The organism is Proteus sp. fly-1008 (genome assembly GCF_040140305.1).
GTDB lineage: Bacteria > Pseudomonadota > Gammaproteobacteria > Enterobacterales > Enterobacteriaceae > Proteus > Proteus vulgaris_B.
This window is the reverse complement of record NZ_JBEEWH010000007.1, coordinates 1-18,298: the sequence shown is the minus strand read 5'-3', so window position 1 is coordinate 18,298 and position 18,298 is coordinate 1. Positions and strand designations below refer to the sequence as shown.

17 protein-coding genes and 1 tRNA gene are annotated in these 18,298 nt (G+C 40.7%); 1 reads left to right on the top strand and 17 read right to left on the bottom strand.

Annotation, left to right across the window (positions count from 1 at the left end):
• Window positions 1–31 precede the first annotated feature (31 nt).
• From rpsR to tsaE, 16 genes are all read right to left on the bottom strand, one after another.
• Complete coding sequence (gene rpsR / locus ABN256_RS12565; RefSeq protein ID WP_000135199.1) at window positions 32–259, bottom strand: 30S ribosomal protein S18; 228 nt, start codon at window positions 257–259, stop codon at window positions 32–34.
• A gap of 4 nt (window positions 260–263) precedes the next feature.
• Window positions 264–584: a primosomal replication protein N gene (gene priB, locus ABN256_RS12560; RefSeq protein WP_036939458.1), complete on the bottom strand. Its 321-nt coding sequence runs from the start codon at window positions 582–584 to the stop codon at window positions 264–266.
• Between the two features lie 8 nt (window positions 585–592).
• A complete protein-coding gene (gene rpsF / locus ABN256_RS12555) occupies window positions 593–991 on the bottom strand; it encodes a 30S ribosomal protein S6 (RefSeq protein WP_072069598.1) in 399 nt (132 codons plus the stop codon).
• Between the two features lie 163 nt (window positions 992–1,154).
• Entirely contained in the window at window positions 1,155–1,898 is a 744-nt protein-coding gene (gene rlmB / locus ABN256_RS12550; protein WP_196554254.1) for a 23S rRNA (guanosine(2251)-2'-O)-methyltransferase RlmB, read from the bottom strand.
• A gap of 90 nt (window positions 1,899–1,988) precedes the next feature.
• The gene (gene rnr / locus ABN256_RS12545; protein ID WP_197269652.1) at window positions 1,989–4,478 is read right to left on the bottom strand and encodes a ribonuclease R; all 2,490 of its coding nucleotides are present in this window, start codon (window positions 4,476–4,478) and stop codon (window positions 1,989–1,991) included.
• Window positions 4,479–4,517: 39 nt separating this feature from the next.
• Window positions 4,518–4,946, bottom strand: a complete 429-nt coding sequence (gene nsrR, locus ABN256_RS12540; protein ID WP_115351225.1) for a nitric oxide-sensing transcriptional repressor NsrR — start codon at window positions 4,944–4,946, stop codon at window positions 4,518–4,520.
• A gap of 426 nt (window positions 4,947–5,372) precedes the next feature.
• Window positions 5,373–6,671, bottom strand: coding sequence for an adenylosuccinate synthase (locus tag ABN256_RS12535; protein WP_072069601.1), 1,299 nt, complete (start codon window positions 6,669–6,671; stop codon window positions 5,373–5,375).
• Window positions 6,672–6,773: 102 nt separating this feature from the next.
• Window positions 6,774–6,944, bottom strand: coding sequence for a hypothetical protein (locus ABN256_RS12530; protein WP_164525857.1), 171 nt, complete (start codon window positions 6,942–6,944; stop codon window positions 6,774–6,776).
• A gap of 181 nt (window positions 6,945–7,125) precedes the next feature.
• Window positions 7,126–8,130 carry a protease modulator HflC gene (gene hflC / locus ABN256_RS12525; protein ID WP_069369876.1) on the bottom strand — a complete coding sequence of 335 codons (1,005 nt, stop codon included), beginning with the start codon at window positions 8,128–8,130 and terminating at the stop codon, window positions 7,126–7,128.
• Window positions 8,131–8,132: 2 nt separating this feature from the next.
• On the bottom strand, window positions 8,133–9,407 hold the full coding sequence (gene hflK / locus ABN256_RS12520; RefSeq protein WP_196554252.1) for an FtsH protease activity modulator HflK: 1,275 nt from the start codon (window positions 9,405–9,407) through the stop codon (window positions 8,133–8,135).
• 92 nt (window positions 9,408–9,499) lie between these two features.
• A complete protein-coding gene (gene hflX / locus ABN256_RS12515) occupies window positions 9,500–10,783 on the bottom strand; it encodes a ribosome rescue GTPase HflX (RefSeq protein ID WP_072069603.1) in 1,284 nt (427 codons plus the stop codon).
• A gap of 94 nt (window positions 10,784–10,877) precedes the next feature.
• Window positions 10,878–11,165, bottom strand: coding sequence for an RNA chaperone Hfq (gene hfq / locus ABN256_RS12510; RefSeq protein ID WP_072069604.1), 288 nt, complete (start codon window positions 11,163–11,165; stop codon window positions 10,878–10,880).
• A 109-nt stretch (window positions 11,166–11,274) separates the two neighbouring features.
• A complete protein-coding gene (gene miaA, locus ABN256_RS12505) occupies window positions 11,275–12,216 on the bottom strand; it encodes a tRNA (adenosine(37)-N6)-dimethylallyltransferase MiaA (RefSeq protein ID WP_072069605.1) in 942 nt (313 codons plus the stop codon).
• A complete protein-coding gene (gene mutL / locus ABN256_RS12500) occupies window positions 12,185–14,185 on the bottom strand; it encodes a DNA mismatch repair endonuclease MutL (RefSeq protein ID WP_349439523.1) in 2,001 nt (666 codons plus the stop codon). The genes miaA and mutL overlap by 32 nt, the downstream gene beginning before the upstream one ends.
• Before the next feature lie 23 nt (window positions 14,186–14,208).
• Window positions 14,209–15,534 (bottom strand): N-acetylmuramoyl-L-alanine amidase, encoded by a 1,326-nt coding sequence (locus ABN256_RS12495; protein ID WP_349439522.1) that lies wholly within the window; start codon window positions 15,532–15,534, stop codon window positions 14,209–14,211.
• Window positions 15,535–15,547: 13 nt separating this feature from the next.
• The gene (gene tsaE, locus ABN256_RS12490) at window positions 15,548–16,015 is read right to left on the bottom strand and encodes a tRNA (adenosine(37)-N6)-threonylcarbamoyltransferase complex ATPase subunit type 1 TsaE (protein ID WP_072069608.1); all 468 of its coding nucleotides are present in this window, start codon (window positions 16,013–16,015) and stop codon (window positions 15,548–15,550) included.
• 224 nt (window positions 16,016–16,239) lie between these two features.
• On the opposite strand from tsaE, the gene queG reads away from it, so the two are divergent.
• On the top strand, window positions 16,240–17,394 hold the full coding sequence (queG, locus tag ABN256_RS12485) for a tRNA epoxyqueuosine(34) reductase QueG (protein ID WP_349439520.1): 1,155 nt from the start codon (window positions 16,240–16,242) through the stop codon (window positions 17,392–17,394).
• 719 nt (window positions 17,395–18,113) lie between these two features.
• Here the strand turns inward: queG and ABN256_RS12480 are convergent.
• Window positions 18,114–18,189: transfer RNA gene (locus ABN256_RS12480), tRNA-Gly, on the bottom strand.
• Window positions 18,190–18,298: the final 109 nt, after the last annotated feature.

Genomic DNA, 18,298 nt, shown 5'->3' with positions numbered 1-18,298 from the left:
CTCTACAAGTCATTAATGGACTATATACCTATTACTGATGACGATCAGTATAAGGTAATAAAGACAGGTAGCGTGCGCGCTTGATAGCACGAGCCAGCTGACGCTGGTATTTTGCACGAGTACCGGTGATACGACTTGGTACAATTTTACCACTTTCAGTGATATAGTTTTTCAGCGTAGCGATATCTTTATAATCGATCTCTTGTACGCCTTCTGCTGTGAAACGGCAGAACTTACGACGACGGAAATAACGTGCCATATGGCTAGTCTCCAGAATCTATCAATTCAATCTGCTCGGCATGAAGCACCAATTTAAACAATCCATTTCGCGCCTGATGGCTACTAATGAATCCTGAAACGGTGATTTGGCTGCCGACCGTTATACTGTGAGTAACTGCTTGTAACGCTTTCCCGCTAGCAATAATGGGCATTCGACACCATGATTGTCTTTTTAATCCCGCCTCTTCTTGCATTGAACGATGTTCAATAACAAATTGACAGTGCGGGATCCCAGCGGGGCTAACTTTTCGTATTAATGCTTTGCACACTGTGCCAGTTAGCACCAAATGATTATTAGCCGTCACAGCACTAATTACTCTTCAGAATCCTCTGCTACATCATCAACTTCATCTTCTTCATCGAGGTCATCAGCGATATCACGACGGCGTTCGTCTTTTGCTTTAACCATTGGAGAAGCTTCAGTTACTGCGTGTTTAGTACGCATGATCATGTTGCGGAGAACGGCATCGTTGAAACGGAAAGTAGTTTCCAGTTCATCAATCACTTCCTGCGGAGCTTCAACGTTCATCAGAACGTAGTGTGCTTTGTGCAGTTTGTTGATTGGATAAGCTAATTGACGACGACCCCAGTCTTCTAGACGGTGGATCTGACCATTTGCATTAGTGATAGCGGTTTTATAACGCTCGATCATGCCCGGAACTTGTTCGCTCTGGTCAGGATGAACCATAAAAACGATTTCGTAATGACGCATTTGATATTGCTCCTTACGGATTTATCAGCCTCCTGTCAGGGTCAGTCACCACCCATGGAGGCAAGGAACTTGTTTAAGTTGTGACTGAAAAAATTGACGCGTAACTATACCCCCGCGACCAATAAAACTCAAGGGAGTATAGAGAATAAAATAAGCTAAGCGATTATTTCACAATAATACGCTGACGCATTGCTTCAAATAAGCAAACACCCGTTGCGACAGAAACGTTGAGCGAAGACACCGTACCCGCCATTGGAATACTAATAAGTTCATCGCAATGCTCACGCGTTAAACGGCGCATTCCTTCACCTTCAGCCCCCATCACCAAAGCCATAGGACCGGTAAGTTTGCTTTGATATAAAGTATGGTCTGCTTCCCCTGCTGTGCCAACAATCCAAACGTTCTCTTCTTGCAAAAAACGCAATGTACGAGCAAGGTTAGTCACTTTAATTAAAGGAACACTTTCCGCTGCACCACATGCGACTTTTTTCGCTGTAGCATTTAATTGTGCGGAACGATCTTTGGGAACGATGACAGCATGTACACCGGCTGCATCTGCGCTACGTAAACATGCGCCTAAATTATGCGGATCTGTTACGCCATCTAACACTAATAAGAAAGGTGTACCGACTTTAGCTAATAAATCGGGTAAATCTTGCTCTTGGTACTGACGACCAGGTTTCACTTTTGCAATGATACCTTGGTGAACAGCACCTTCCGTTTGGCTATCTAACCACTGACGATTAGCCACTTGAACTAAAATCCCTTGGGATTCTAATTCATGGATAACGGGAGTTAAACGGCGATCTTCACGCCCTTTTAATACATAAACTTCTTTAAATCGTGCAGGATCACGCTCAAGTAATGCTTTTACTGCGTGAATACCATAAATAATTTCTTCGCTCATAGCGGTGATTACTCATTAAAAAAATAAAAGGTACAAAACAGATAAAAGGCGGGGTCTCCGCCTTTTAAAAAAGAACTAGAAGAACAAATCTTATGCTTTATCGCGTTTAGCCGCGCGCTTAGCTTTCAGCTTTGCTTCTATCTTTTTGGTTTGTGATGATGCTTTCTTGCGCTTACTACTCGCTTTATCTTTAGCAACTTGGTCTTTTACAGCTCTGTCTTTGTTTGCATTACTTTTAGCTGATTTTCCTTTTTTAAAGGCGCTATCTGGCTCAAAGTTTTTATCTTTGCTTGCATCACGACGTCGAGACTTACTAGAACTTGCATTTTTCTTGTCTTTTTCGCCCTTTAAGCCACGAACTCGTGCTGTTTTACCAGGGTTACGCGCTGTGCGTGTTGTTGAAATTAAGGAGAAGTCGATAGTACGTTCATCCATACTGACGGCTTCAACTTTAACTTCAACTTCATCACCGAGACGATAGACTTGTCCTGAAGACTCGCCAATTAAACGCTGCCCCACATTATCATATTGATAGTAATCATTATTTAATGTAGAAACATGCACTAATCCATCGATAAATAGATCATTTAAGCGAACAAAGAAACCAAAGCCCGTTACACTAGTGATAATACCGGTAAATTGTTGACCAATTTGATCCAGCATAAAGTCACATTTTAGCCAATCAGCCACATCTCTTGTTGCTTCATCAGCACGACGCTCCGTTAAAGAACAGTGCTCACCTAATTGCAACATAGTATCCATATCACTATGGTAGCCGCCTGTTGGGGTCCAACGCTGTGAGCCGTGACCTTCTTGTTTAGCAATTTGATATTTAATTGCTCGGTGCAAGGCTAAATCAGGATAACGACGAATTGGCGAAGTAAAGTGCGCATAAGACTTCAATGCTAAACCAAAGTGTCCACGATTTTCAGGATCGTAAATCGCCTGTTTCATTGAGCGCAAGATCATAGTTTGTAGCATTTCACGGTCTGGTCGGTCTTCAACCTCTTTCATGACACGTGCATAATCTGCTGGTTCTGGTGTTAATCCACCCGGCAATGTTAAACCTAATTCATTAAAGACTGAACGTAAATTCAGTACACTTTCTTCTTTCGGTTTATCATGAATACGGTATAACGCAGGCTCTTCATTTTTCTCAACAAAACGAGCTGCGGCGATATTCGCTAAGATCATGCACTCTTCAATTAATTTGTGTGCATCGTTACGAACAACAGGCTCGATACGTTCAATACGGCGCTCTGCATTGAAGATAAATTTCGCTTCTTCAGATTCAAACCCTATTGCACCACGTTGCTCACGCGCTTTATCAAGCGCTTGGTATAACTCATATAGATGCTCAATATCTTTAACGATAGGCTTATAATGTTCACGTAACTCTTCATCGCCTTGAATAATCTTCCACACTTTGGTGTATGTCATTCGTGCATGAGAGCTCATCACCGCTTCATAGAATTTATAAGAAGAGAGACGCCCTTGCTCAGAAACGGTCATCTCACAAACCATACATAAACGATCAACTTGTGGGTTTAGTGAGCACAGCCCATTAGACAGAATTTCTGGCAACATTGGGACAACTTGAGAAGGGAAATAAACGGAGTTTCCTCGACTACGTGCTTCTGTATCTAATGCCGTTTGTGGACGCACATAGTAACTAACATCAGCAATTGCGACCCATAAACGCCAACCACCGCCTTTTTTACGTTGGCAATACACTGCGTCATCGAAATCTCGCGCATCTTCACCATCAATTGTAATTAAAGGCAAGCCACGTAAATCAATACGACCTTCTTTGGCAGAATCAGGTACTTCTTCTTTTAAATCAGCAACTTCCTTTGTGACTTTTGCAGGCCAAGTATAAGGGATTTCATGAGTACGTAATGCGATTTCTACCGCAATACCCGTTCCCATCGTTTCACCTAAAATCTCAACAATACGACCTACAGCTTGAGTCCGTCGCGTTGGTCTTGTAGTGACTTCAACCACCACCACATTACCCATACGCGCACCCATGATATCTTCTTTAGGAATAAGAATATCAAAACTTAAACGGCTATCGTCCGGTACAACAAATCCCATACCAGATTCAATAAAATAGCGACCAACAATTTGGTTATTTCTTGGTTCAATAACACGCACTACGCGACCTTCACGACGACCTTTTCTATCCATACCTAAAGGTTGCGCTAAAATCACATCACCATGCATGGTTTTTTTCATTTCATCTTGTGAAAGATAAAGGTCATCTTTTTGACCTTCTGCACGTAAAAAACCATAGCCGTCACGATGACCGATAACCTTACCTTTCCATAAATCAAGGCGTTCAGGCAATGCGTAACACTGACGGCGAGTAAACACTAACTGACCATCACGCTCCATCGCTCTTAAACGACGACGTAACGCCTCTAGGTCTTCTTCTCCAGAAATTTTTAACGCCTGCGCTAAATCTTCACGGCTCATTGGAGCCGTGCGTTTTTTCATTTCTTCTAAAATATATTCGCGACTAGCAATTGGAGAGGCGTATTTCTCAGCTTCTCTATCTTGAAAAGGATCTTTTGACATTATGACCTCCAAGCTATCAGATTTAATGAAATAGTAGACTCAAATATCTTCTAATAACAATTTATATAAGGAGCTATTGTTTTCAACTAGCTCTGCGAGTGTGTGACGGTCTAACTCTTTCAAAAACTGCTCAATCGCCTGATTTAAAACCAGTTTTAGCCGACAAGCTGGGGTAATGTGACAAAACTCAGCACTACAGTTTACTAATGAAAGTGGCTCTAAAGCACGGACAACATCACCGACAATGATGTCTGTTGCAGGCTTGCCTAAACGGATCCCTCCATTTTTACCGCGAATAGCCTCAACAAATCCCAAATGGCTCAGTTGATTAATAATTTTCACCATATGATTACGTGAGACACCATAAACTTGCGTCACTTCTGTGATGCTCGTCATTTTGCCTTCTGGCAGTGAAGCCATATATATCAATGCTCGCAATCCATAATCTGTAAAACTGGTTAATTGCACAATGACCTCTGAAAAGTGGTTTTCCCTATTAAATGTGTTAAGGGATAAGTAATTAGTAATGAGAATATCATTTTATTAAGCAATATTATGTTTAATTTTTGGACATTTAGCAAAGATATGCTCAAAAGTGAGTCATTTCCGTCTCTCACTTGACTACTAACAAAATAATAGCGACATCACAGGCAAAGAAAAAGCGATACTGTCGATTTTCAACAGATCGCTTTTCTATTTCTGGCGTTACAATAATAACATTGTCTTATTGTTTTTACTCATTACAGACAAAACAGAAGCAAAACCGAGTGTAAAGCTGTCTTATCTTATTATGTAACGTGTATTTTTGTCTTTAATTCACTAACAAACAGATACGAAAAAATCGCCCCTGTCATTTTCAGGGACGATTTTCACATCAAACCTATTTAATGCAAATTAAGCATCAAATGGATGACGGAGAATAATAGTCTCGGAGCGATCTGGTCCTGTAGAAACGATATCAACAGGAACACCAGTCAACTCTTCTACACGTTTGATGTAGTTCAGTGCTGCTTGTGGCAATTGAGCGTGATCTTTCACACCAAATGTCGTTTCGTTCCAACCCGGCATTGATTCATAGATAGGCTCAATACCTTCCCAATCATCAGCAGCTAAAGGCGTTGTATCAATCACTTCACCATTTGGTAAGCGATAACCTACGCACAATTTCACTTCTTTCAGACCATCTAATACATCCAGTTTAGTCATGCAGAAGCCAGACAGTGAGTTGATTTGAACAGCGCGACGAATAGCGATGATATCTAACCAACCAGTACGACGGCTACGACCAGTGGTTGCACCAAACTCTTGGCCTTTCTCACGCAGGAAGTCACCCACTTCATCAAACAGTTCAGTTGGGAATGGACCTGCACCGACACGGGTAGAGTACGCTTTGATGATCCCTAATACGTAACCAACATAGCGAGGGCCTAAACCTGAGCCAGTTGCCACGCCACCTGCTGTGGTGTTTGAAGAGGTTACATACGGATAAGTACCATGGTCGATGTCTAATAAAGTACCTTGTGCACCTTCAAACATCACTAACTCACCGTTTTGTGTTGCTTTGTACAGTAAGTCAGAAACATCAACAACCATACCTGTCAGAATATCAGCGATTGCCATGATATCGTCTAAGGTTTTTTGGTAATCAACCGGTTCAACTTTGTAGTAGTTCACCAGTTGGAAGTTATGGTATTCGATGATTTCTTTGAGTTTTTGTGCAAATGCTTTTTTATCAAACAGATCGCCAACACGTAAACCACGACGAGCAACTTTATCTTCGTAAGCAGGGCCAATACCGCGACCTGTTGTACCGATAGCTTTCTCGCCACGTGCTTTCTCACGCGCATTATCTAATGCGATATGATAAGGAAGGATTAATGGGCAAGCTTCAGACAGAAGTAAACGAGAGCGAACAGGAATGCCACGATCTTCAAGTTGGGTCATTTCCTTCATCAGTGCTTCTGGTGATAAAACGACACCGTTTGCTATGATGCTAACAACATTTTCACGGAGAATGCCTGATGGGATTAAATGAAGAACGGTTTTTTCACCGTCGATGACTAGAGTGTGACCCGCGTTATGGCCACCTTGGTAGCGAACAACATACTTAGCGCGTTCTGTCAGCAAATCGACTATCTTGCCTTTGCCTTCGTCACCCCACTGGGTGCCCAATACGACAACGTTATTACTCATTTCAAAATACACTCGGTTGCTTAAAAAAGGATTCTACCATCTCAAATCAAGAGTTACAGTAGATTTTATCTAATTATGTCATCCCCGCTTTTAAGCAATAGATTATCTTGCCATTGTCAATATTTTTGCCCGAAAAATCCGCACCACAAACATATTGTGACTTTCATCAACAGTTTTGATCGCAAAAATAGGAAGCAGAGTGACATAAAAGTGAAAATGGCGAAGAAGACGCTTCGGAATTGCCGAAGGTTTATCTTGAAATGCAATTTTCACTTTATACTATCCCAGCTAAAGCCATTTTGGAAACCATTAAGGGTAATTTTTCATCTTAATAAGCACAATTATTTATTTTGCTACTAAGTAATTCTTTTTATCTTATTGATATCAAAAAAAACCTCCACTTATTAAGGTGGAGGTTTTTTATTATTTATTCAGTCAACCTAACGCGTTTTAATTACTCTTCAATCGCACGCGCTTTGGTTGGTGCTTTCATATAGCGTAAGAAATCGCTATCTGGGCTTAACACCATGACGTCATTGCCGTCTTGATTAAAGCTCTTCTCATAAGCACGTAAGCTACGAATGAATGCATAGAAGTCAGGATCTTGGTTGAATGCATCAGCAAACAGTTTTGTTGCTTGTGCATCACCTTCACCACGAAGACGTAAAGATTCACGCTCAGATTCAGCTAATGTTTCTGTTACTGTCTTATCCGCCGCTGCACGAATTTTCACCGCTTGCTCTTGGCCTTGTGAACGGTGACGACGAGCAACCGCTTCACGTTCTGCACGCATACGTTGATAAATCGCCTCAGAAACTTCCATAGGTAGGTTGATTTGCTTGATTCGAACGTCAATCACTTCAATACCTAATGCCGCCATACTGTTCATATTGATAGCAGGAGCTTGACCTTTAGTTTCTTCAGCTACTTTCTTCGCTGCAATGGCAATTGCATCATCAGCAGCACTTGTATCTCGCGAAGGTGTACCTTCATTCAGTGCATTACGAACATCAATGGTTAAACGACCACGAGAATCCGTAATAATTTGATTTACGCTCATACGACCAATTTCAGAACGTAAACGGTCACTGAATTTACGACGCAGTAAAGTTTCAGCTTGCGTTGTATTACCACCACCTGTTGCCAGATAGTAAGTACTGAAATCACTGATACGCCATTTTAGATAAGAGTCAACTAATAAGTCTTTATTCTCACCAGATAAGAAACGGTCTTGCTGGATATTCATAGTTTGAATACGCGCATCCAGTTTTTTCACATTCTCAATGAATGGAATTTTAAAATGAAGACCTGGCTCATAAACAACAGGTTTATTTTCAGCATCACGAACAACTTTTGCGAAGCGTAAAATAATACCACGCTCATATTGTTGAACGACAAATACAGAGGAGTACAACAACGCTAAAATAATAACTGCAACAACAGCGATAACTTTACGCATGATTATTGTCCTCCTTGATTATTGCCGTAAGGCTGACCATAACCGCCATTATTACTACCATATCCACCATTACCATAAGTCGTAGTTGCTGGTTTTTGTGTCGGTGTTGGATTTACAGTTGGAGCTGGTGCGGGCATACGAGCCGGCGCCTCAAGGGTATTTGATGCACCCGATTGAGATGGCTGACGTAGCATTTGCTCTAAAGGTAGCACTAACATGCTGTTACCTTTATCATTTGCAATGACTTTACGTGTTTTCGATAGCACTTTTTCCATCGTTTCAATGTAAAGACGCTCGCGAGTAATTTCAGGAGCTGCACGATACTCAGGTAAGATTTTAGCAAAGCTAGCTACCTCACCCTCTGCTCTCATCACCACACTGGTTTTATACGCTGTTGCTTCTTCAATCATACGTTGTGCGTTACCTTTAGCTAACGGTAACACTTCGTTTTTATAAGCTTCAGCTTGACGAATTGTTTTTTGTTCTTCTTCACGAGCCGCAATTACGTCATCGAATGCCGCTTTTACAGCTTCTGGAGGACGCGCTACTTGGAAGTTGACGTCCACAATAGAGATACCCATATTATAAGGGCGGATAGTCTCTTCTAATTCTTGACGCGTCTGGTCACGAATTTCTGAACGGTTTGAAGTCAGAATTTTTTCCATTTCTGAACGACCAATAACACCACGTACAGCACTGTCAGTTGCTTGACCTAAGCTGTTAATAGGTGTTGTGAGGTTAAACAGAAATGTTTCTGGATCAGAGACAACGTACTGCACGTTTATCTCAACTTGAACCATATTTTCATCTGACGTTAACATCATGCCACCCGTGGTTAAATCACGGATAGTTTTCACGTTAACAGGCTGAACCTCATCAATAAAAGTCGGTTTCCAGTTCAGACCAGGTTCAACGATTTGGTAAAATTTACCAAAACGAGTCACAACACCCTGTTCTGCTTCTTTAATGGTATAAAAACCACTGGCAGCCCAAACTACGACAACCGCACCTAATGCAAGAGAAATCAAAAGATTTCCAGCATTACCACGAGGCCCGCCATTTTGCCCAGAAGAGGAGTTCCCACCTTTTTTACCGCCGAAACCACCAAGTTTTTCACTCAGTTTACGGAACATATCATCGAGATCTGATGCTCCACGATTCCGACCTCCTTGATTGCCGTTGGAGTTACCGTTACCATCGCCATTATTATTGCCGCTGTTTCGGTTACCCCACGGGTCGCGGTCTTGTCCGTTGTTACCGGGCTGATTCCACGCCATGTTCTAGCTCCATTATTATGATTAGATTTATCAGGCTTAAGAGCCGATTTCGTCGCCAGCTCTCAGTTAATGTTCTTTTTTATGGCCGAATATCAGACCACGTAATCCAATAAATTGGGTTCCTGCTTGCAAAGGCGATGCCAGTCTACCATAGGCATACGTATGATTAGCCCAACTTTACCGTCTTTTTCAATCCATTCACGTTCTATTGACTGTAATTGATAAAAACGACTACGCAAGCGCCCTGTATCTTCTGGCGGTAAACGTAATTCAAAGTGTGCGATCTCACCTGAAAGACGTTCTGTCAACGCCTGATATAACAGAGGAATACCTTCACCTGTTTGTGCTGAAACCCAAACCCTAATGGGTAAGTTTTCTTCATTTCGATCAATTCTTGGAGTGAAATCTTCAAGAAGATCAATTTTGTTCATGACATGCAGTGTGGGTATTTCTTGAGCATCTATCTCTTCTAATACACTTTCAACTGCATGAATATTATCCTCAAAACGACTATCCGCCGCATCAATAACATGAAGAAGTAAGGTTGCTTCTCGTGTTTCTTGCAAAGTCGCTTTAAAAGCAGCAACAAGATCATGAGGCAAATGTCGAATAAATCCAACGGTATCAGCCAATACAACTGTTCCTACATCATCAACTTGAATACGCCTTAATGTGGGGTCCAATGTTGCAAACAACTGATCTGCTGCATACACATCAGAACAGGTAATATGATTAAATAAACTCGATTTCCCTGCATTTGTGTAACCAACAAGGGATAATGTTGGAATATCAGCTTTACTCCGCGCTTGTCTTCCTTGTTCACGCTGACGCTCAACCCTACCCAATCGCATTAGAATTTGACTAATTTTACCTCGGAGTAAGCGGCGGTCTGTTTCTAGCTGAGTTTCACCCGGTCCTCGTAACCCAATCCCTCCTTTTTGTCTCTCAAGGTGAGTCCACCCTCTGACTAAACGAGTTGATAAGTGACGTAACTGGGCGAGTTCTACCTGTAGCTTTCCTTCATGAGTTCTTGCTCTTTGAGCAAAAATATCAAGGATAACTCCCGTGCGATCAACTACACGGCATTCACAAAGTCTTTCCAGATTTCGTTCTTGTGCCGGTGTCAGTGCATGATTAAATAAAACAACATCTGCACCACTTGCTTTTACAGCCTCGGCAATTTCTTCTGCCTTACCTTCACCCACATAATATTTGGGATGAGGCGCTTTACGATTTCCTGTAATAATCTGAACTGGCTTAACACCCGCAGATGTCACCAAGGATTCAAATTCTTGCAAATCATCAACATCCTTTTCTTGAGAAAAGAAGACGTGCACTAAGACGGCGAGTTCGCCACCTTCATAACGATCAAACAAAGGCGAAACCTCTTGGACTTTATAAAAACAGGAAAAAACATAGGTAAAGTCTCCCTACCTATGTTTTTCTTATATCAAGAATAATAGTGGATAATTATTCTGCAACATCATCCTGCTGAGTAGCGCTACCGCTGTAACCTGTACCAGTTTGATTCGTACCTGTATTGCTATGATGAGAAACAGGACGCGAAGGTACCACGGTAGAGATAGCATGTTTATATACCATCTGGCTTACTGTGTTTTTCAGCAAAATAACAAATTGGTCAAAAGATTCGATCTGACCCTGCAATTTAATACCGTTTACCAAATAGATAGAAACGGGAACCCTTTCACGACGTAATGCGTTCAGGAAAGGATCTTGCAAAGATTGCCCCTTAGCCATTCTATGTTTTCCTTATTTTGTTGTTTTATATTAGAACCCAATTGGTTCGAAAAATGAACTACTCAAAAATTGCGCTTTGGCAACTATCAATTTTACACAAACCTACCATCTATGCACTAACTACCTGCAAAACAGTGTCAAGAGATTGTTTCGGTTCTTCACTATCAAGCCAGTGAATATCATTCCAGCCTCTTAACCAGGTGATTTGTCGCTTCGCTAATTGCCGGGTAGCACAGATCCCTCGATAAACCATCTCATCATAATCTATTTCGCCTGATAAATATGACCACATCTGGCGATAACCGACACAACGTACAGAAGGTAAATCTTCATGCAAATCACCCCGTTCATATAATGCTTTTACTTCATCTTCAAATCCACACGTTAGCATCTGTTTAAAACGTGCTTCAATGCGCTGGTGAAGAACATTTCTATCTTTCGGAGCAATCGCAAATTGATAAACATCATAGGGCAAAGATTCGCCTGATATTTTTGTCAACTCTGTCATTGTTTTACCTGAAATCAGGTAAACTTCTAGCGCACGAGAAAGCCGCTGAGGATCATTAGGATGTATTCGTTGCGCAGCAACGGGATCGACTAATCCAAGCTCTTTATGTATTGCCTCCCATCCTTGCTCTGCTGCTTTTTTCTCTATTTCAGCACGAACCTCAGGATTGGCACTAGGCAAAGGCGATAGGCCATCAAGTAACGCTTTAAAATATAGCATAGTCCCACCCACTAATAGTGGAATTCGCCCAGCAGCTGTAATTTCTTCCATTGCACTTAATGCATCTCGGCGAAAATCTGCTGCTGAGTAAGGTAATGCCGGGTCTAGAATATCAATTAATCGATGTGGCGCAAGCGATTGCTCTATCGCATCTGGCTTAGCTGTTCCAATATCCATTCCACGATAGATAAGAGCAGAATCCACACTAATAATATCTACAGGTAATTTTTGTCTTAGTGCTATTGCTAATGCTGTTTTACCTGACGCTGTAGGACCCATTAAAAAAATAGCTTTAGGTTTTATTTGTATGTTTACATCGCTCATTATTTAATGCCGCTACCACCGGTTGTAATTCTATTAATTGTAATAAGTTTTTTGCTGGCTGTCTGACATATTGAGGACAAAGTCTTTCAATATCGGCCAATAGCCCAACCGCTTGAGCTTGTGACCATATTGCTTGCTCTACGCTTATCTGTTTTGCAAACCATTGCCCAAGCTGTTGTTTTGTACATAATTTTTCAATCGACAAATACGCCAATAATGCGGTCAGTAACGCGGGTAAATTTTGCTGACGCAAAGGCAACGGTACTGCATATATTGTTGCTTTACCTTGTGAAATTTCAATAGTAATACCAAATTCACTGATTAATGCGTGAAACTGATTGAATACATTAATTTCTTCTTTACTTAATGCTAATTTTAAAGGCACTAACAAAGGTTGGGGCTTTAATGTTTCATCTTTAGGCAATAATTGCGCACATTTTAACAGAAAATCAGCTTGTTCCAATGATAACAGCCCAAGACCTTGTGAAGATTCTATTAACGCATATTTCTGCTGATAAATTGCCAATACTCGCCCAAAAGTATAATCAGTTTGCCCTTCTTTCGCATTGACAGAACGAGGCATCACCGAAATCGCATCTTCTTTAATATTATTAGTTGTATGAACGATTTCATCTAAATTCAATGGGGCACGCTCAGGAAATAATGGTATTTTTTCTTTATCATTTAATGTAGAAGCACTTTCTTGCATCATTTTTTGATAAAGCGCACCTTGTGTACGTTGATAGCTTTCACCAAACTGACGATTTTCACCGAATTGGTGAGATTGTTTTTGATGATGAGTCTCCCGCTCATTAACTTGATGTGACTGGGATCTATTGGCGGGGTTCTGACTAACTGGTGCTTGATAAGGCTGTGAGAATACGTTTTCACCTGCAACTTGACGATTTTCAGGAAAACTCAACGCGATTTCATTATCTTCTTCATCTAAAGTCTGTGATAAAGGTGTCTGCGTGGCTTGTCGTAAAACACTCAACACACCCTGATAGATAAAATCATGCACTAAACGTGATTCATGAAAACGGACTTCATGTTTCGCCGGATGAACATTAACGTCCACTTGATGAGGATCAACGCTCAAATAGAGGATATAAGAAGGCTGTTGTTCTTCTTTCAAATATCCATCATAAGCCTGGCGAATAGCATGATTAATCAACCTATCACGCATCATTCGCCCATTAACATAACAATATTGAATATCACTACATTGTACTGGCGATAAGGGGTGTTCCACCCAACCTTTTATTGCTAAATCACCGTGTTCCCACGATAAATGCATTGATTGATTGACAAAATTATTACCGCAAATCGCACTCAAACGGCGATTTTGCTGGCTTTCATCTTTTACTGCACGGTATTGACGAACACGTTTACCATTATGGGTAAGATTAATAGAGACATCAAAGCGCGACAACGCAATTCTACGAACCACTTCATCAATATGTGCAAATTCTGTTTTTTCAGTGCGTAAAAATTTTCGCCTTGCTGGTGTGTTATAAAACAGATCAAGGACTTCAACCGTACTCCCCACAGGATGAGCTGCTGGTTTAACGGTAACGGTCATATCTCGGCCTTCAGCATAAGCTTGCCACGCTTCATCTTGAGATTGAGTACGTGAGGTCAGCGTTAGGCGAGAAACAGAGCTAATACTGGCTAATGCTTCTCCACGAAACCCCATACTTATTATGGCTTCAAGATCATCAAGACTTGATATTTTACTAGTTGCATGGCGAGCAAGTGCTAACTTCAAATCATCACGAGTGATACCACATCCATTATCACGAATGCGGATAAGTTTGGCGCCACCTTTATCGATATCAATATCAATTGTAGTCGCCCCCGCATCTAAACTATTTTCGAGTAACTCTTTGACCACAGATGCAGGTCTTTCAACAACTTCCCCTGCGGCAATTTGGTTTGCAAGCTGAGGAGGTAATAAATTTATCGCCATTACCTTTTATTCCTTTTACTCAATCAATTGGGTGCATTTTGTAAAGGATGAGCCAGAAAATAATTTCTTAAACCCGCATGAATAGAAGCAGCAAGTTTTTCTTGATAAGCATCAGAAATCAGTAACTGCTCTTCAGCTGCATGACTAATAAAGCCCGTTTCAACTAAAATTGAAGGGATATCCGGTGAACGTAACACGCCTAAACTCGCATGTTCTGGTGTCTTTTTATGTAAAGACCCCACTTTTCTCAATTCAGATAACACAGCAACTGCAACGTCATAACCCACACGCTGTGAATTACCAAATTGTAAATCAAGTACCGTTTGACTTAAATAAGGATCAGCCCCATCTGATAAAGCATCACCTGCACCACCCAGTAATTCAGATTGCTTTTCACTTTGTTCAAGCCATTTACCTAATTCACTGTTTGCTCGACGATTAGAAAGCACCCACACAGAAGCACCTCTTGCACTGCGATTAGGGGCCGAGTCTGCATGGATAGAAACTAACATATTCGCATTTTGCTTACGGGCAACTTCCGAACGTCCAGCAACGGAAATAAAATAGTCACCATTACGCGTTAATACAGGTTTAAACATCGGATCGTTATGTAAACGAGTTTCTAATTTTCTTGCCACACTTAAAGTGACATCTTTTTCACGATTACCTTTCTGGCCTATCGCACCAGGATCTTGTCCACCATGACCTGCATCTATCGCAATAATAATTTGACGAGAGCCCACTTGTGGTTTTGATGAAGTGGTACGTGGTTTCACAATAGGAGCAACTGGGGCAACCTCTGCTTTGGGTGTCATGGTTAAAGGCGCCATTTCTCTATTTGTATTTGAGGCTGACGCCGTCATTGTTGTCGGTGCTAAAGCGACCACATTCACGGTGGATTGAGAGTGATTATTTTGTCGAGCATTTATTGGCTTGATAGTAAGCACTAACTTATAATTTCCGCTTACATTCATTAGCCTTTCAGTCGCAACAACTGGCTGGGCAAGTTCCACGACCATACTTTGGTATTGGCTATCTTTTGATTGCGTTGCACGAATTTTATGAACTAACTGCCCATTGCCTAATGTTGCAGGCAACCCTGTAATTTTTGTGCTCTGTTTAAAATCCATCACCAAACGGTCAGGATTTTTTAATGAATAATATCGATAGCTAGGCTTCCCACCACTAAAAGAGAATGTGAGGGTTGTTACTGAACTACCATTTTCTGCTTTTACTTCTGTCACAGTGGCAGCTTGCGCTATTTGCACAAAGAAAAAAGATAAAACAACCAACAGAAAGGCAACAAAATAGCGCTGACTTTGACTCACAATAGTGATGAGACTCGACATAATCAATATTCCTTTATGCAGACTGAATATGGGATAAAACAGTATTCCCTCTTTGTGAAAGGGCAACAAAACGCGCTTTTCGACCTTCATCTTCATAGCTTAAATGAAGTTCTAAATCGGCATTAGGTAAAAAGCCTTCGCCTTGCGATGGCCATTCAATAAGGCATAACGCGTCTTGCTCAAAATAGTCGCGTATTCCCATAAATTCCAGCTCTTCAGCTGATGCTAAACGATAAAGGTCGAAATGATAAACAGGATTTGGCGAAAGCATATAGGGCTCAACTAATGTATATGTTGGGCTTTTAACATGCCCTTGATGACCAAGCGCTTGCAAAAAGCCTCGGCTAAAGGTTGTTTTTCCAGCACCAAGATCGCCATATAAATAAATGATCAATCCGCTATGATTAGTCGCCATTGCAACAGTACGCCCAAGTTCAACTGTTGCCGCTTCATCTTCTAATGTAACAACCCATTCTTTCATATTTATATAATCTATTGTTAAGTTATAACGGCTTAATAAAGAGAGATCGTTGGATAACCTCAAATACCAAGCTTTATATGTTCTCTTAAGGCAAATAGTTATCGAAATAACTATCAAATAACCATACCATAAATCTATTTATTGCGAGGATTTTTCCTACTGACTCACTATGATACACTGCGCGCTCTTAGGACTCACCTCTTACCTATTGATTCGGTTTATTCATGTCATCACTCGATCTTAATCTTCTCGCTCAAAACATTAAATTATGGGGTTTTGAGTTAGGTTTTCAACAAACAGGGATATGTGATACTGACTTATCACTTGAAGAGCCTCGCTTACAAGCTTGGTTAGATAAACAATATCATGGCGAAATGGCATGGATGGCGAAATATGGCATGACACGCGCAAGACCTCATGAGCTTGTGCCTGGCACATTACGGGTTATTAGCGTGAGAATGAATTACCTTCCCACAGATGCCGCTTTTGCTCGAACATTAAATAACCCAGAACAAGGCTATATTAGTCGTTATGCACTAGGTCGGGATTATCACAAAGTATTAAGACAGCGTCTTAAAAAACTCGGCGAAAAAATTACACAATATTGCCAACAATATGAATACCAAGGGATCGTCAATTTTCGTCCTTTCGTTGATTCAGCACCTATAATGGAACGCCCTTTAGCGGTTAAAGCTGGGCTTGGCTGGGTTGGTAAACACTCACTTGTTATCAACAACCAAGCTGGCTCTTGGTTTTTTCTAGGTGAGTTACTTATCGATTTGCCTTTACCCACAGATAGCCCTGTCGAAGAACAATGTGGTAAATGTGTCGCTTGCATGACAACGTGCCCGACTGGCGCCATTGTCGAGCCTTATACTATCGATGCACGGCGGTGTATTTCGTATCTTACAATAGAGCTTGATGGCGCGATCCCTGAAGAATTTCGCCCATTAATGGGTAACCGCATCTATGGTTGTGATGATTGTCAGCTTATTTGTCCTTGGAATCGCTTCTCATCATTGACAGGTGAAGAAGATTTCTCTCCCCGCCGAGCACTCCATACACCTGAATTACTCGATCTTTTTCAATGGAGTGAAGAAAAATTTCTTCGTATAACAGAAGGTTCACCGATCCGTCGTATTGGTTACTTACGCTGGCTTAGAAATATTAGCGTAGCGTTAGGAAATGCACCTTATCAAGATAAAATTATACTTGCCTTGAAAGAGCGCTTTGGATTAAGTGATGTTTTAGATGAACATTTGAATTGGGCAATAGCCCAGCAGACAGCAAAACGAAATGAAAAAGAGGTAAAAATACAGACTTCGCAACAAAAACGTCTAGTAAGAGCAATAACTAAAGGCTTACCGAGAGATGCTTAGTTTTTAACAGAATAAACATATAATGAGTAATCTTTAATTTTACCTGTGAATAAAATAAAAAACCCTTGCCTATCAACATGAAAAAAAAATTCAAGCGAACTAAGACCCAAATTTAAAAAAATTAAAATAAACTTAGTTATCAAGTAGATATAAAATCCAATTGATTTATTAAAGAGAATAGTATTCTTATCACTTAATGATAAGTCTCTGTGGATAACTCTGTGCAGTAAAAAAATAAATAATGCTTAGATGCAGTGGTTATTAGCATCTCTCTGTGGATAAATCAATTTGGGAAGATTTTAAGAATAGTAGAATATTTATTACATTTTTTTAAAGAAAAGCGCCTAAAACCCTTTCTTTTTTCTAAAATACTATTCAATGCGTGTTTAACAGAATAAAGGCCTAAAACCAAAAAAGTGATCTCGCCTTTTATTTCCCCCTTAAATGAGGAAAGGCGCACATTCTAGTGCCGTCAAAATAGAAAAGCAAGCAAAGATCAAAGATAGATCACAAAAAAATAGCTTGATCTTACATGCATTAACGGCATTTCTTTTTTTGCACAATAATCACTCACACTCTCTTTACGTGTATTAAGTAAAATTCCCTAATTTAGGATCCTAAAACAGTGTAGTCGATATTTAAAAAAGCGAGAGGAAAAACTTAAAATTTTCTTTATGAGGATTAAAAAATGAGATTTGATAAAACAGAATAGGAAAACTTGGAGCGGGAAACGAGACTCGAACTCGCGACCCCAACCTTGGCAAGGTTGTGCTCTACCAACTGAGCTATTCCCGCGTCGCATAATACTACTAACAATTGTCTAAGAAAGATTGGAGCGGGAAACGAGACTCGAACTCGCGACCCCAACCTTGGCAAGGTTGTGCTCTACCAACTGAGCTATTCC